General features: G+C 57.2%; 1 rRNA gene. It reads left to right on the forward strand.

From position 1 onward, the window contains the following. A 23S ribosomal RNA gene (locus ACWEF6_RS42915) occupies positions 1-1,067 on the forward strand; the annotation flags it as partial.

The following is a 1,067-nucleotide window of genomic DNA, read 5'->3' on the forward strand; positions in this document are numbered from 1 at the left end:
GGTGATGGCGTGCCTTTTGAAGAATGAGCCTGCGAGTTAGTGCTGCGTGGCGAGGTTAACCCGTGTGGGGTAGCCGTAGCGAAAGCGAGTCTGAATAGGGCGTCTGTAGTCGCGTGGTCTAGACCCGAAGCGGAGTGATCTACCCATGGCCAGGGTGAAGCGACGGTAAGACGTCGTGGAGGCCCGAACCCACTTAGGTTGAAAACTGAGGGGATGAGCTGTGGGTAGGGGTGAAAGGCCAATCAAACTCCGTGATAGCTGGTTCTCCCCGAAATGCATTTAGGTGCAGCGTCACGTGTTTCTTGCCGGGGGTAGAGCTACTGGATGGTCTAGGGGCCTTACCGGGTTACCGAAATCAACCAAACTCCGAATACCGGTTAGTGAGAGCGTGGCAGTGAGACGGCGGGGGATAAGCTTCGTCGTCGAGAGGGAAACAGCCCAGAACACCAGCTAAGGCCCCTAAGTGTGTGCTCAGTGGGAAAGGATGTGGGATTGCCCAGACAACCAGGAGGTTGGCTTAGAAGCAGCCACCCTTGAAAGAGTGCGTAATAGCTCACTGGTCAAGTGGTCCTGCGCCGACAATGTAGCGGGGCTTAAGCACACCGCCGAAGCTGTGTCATTGACACAATAGATCCACTTGTCTCCTTGCGAGACTTGTGTAGTCGTGTTGATGGGTAGGGGAGCGTCCTGCACCCAGGGAAGCCGTGGCGGAAGCTAGCGGTGGAGGGTGTGGGAGTGAGAATGCAGGCATGAGTAGCGAATGCAGAGTGAGAAACTCTGCCGCCGGATGACCAAGGGTTCCTGGGCCAGGCTAATCCGCCCAGGGTAAGTCGGGACCTAAGGCGAGGCCGACAGGCGTAGTCGATGGACAACGGGTTGATATTCCCGTACCCGAGCATGTGCGCCCATGACGAGGCGTTTGATACTAACCACCCAAAACCTGCAGCGGAGCCTTCGGGCAAAACTGCAGGCGGAGCGTGGGACCTGATTTCGTAGTAGTCAAGCGATGGGGTGACGCAGGAAGGTAGCTCCGCCAGGCGATGGTTGTCCTGGTATAAGCGTGTAGG

The sequence above is a fragment of the Amycolatopsis sp. NPDC004772 genome (assembly GCF_053601215.1).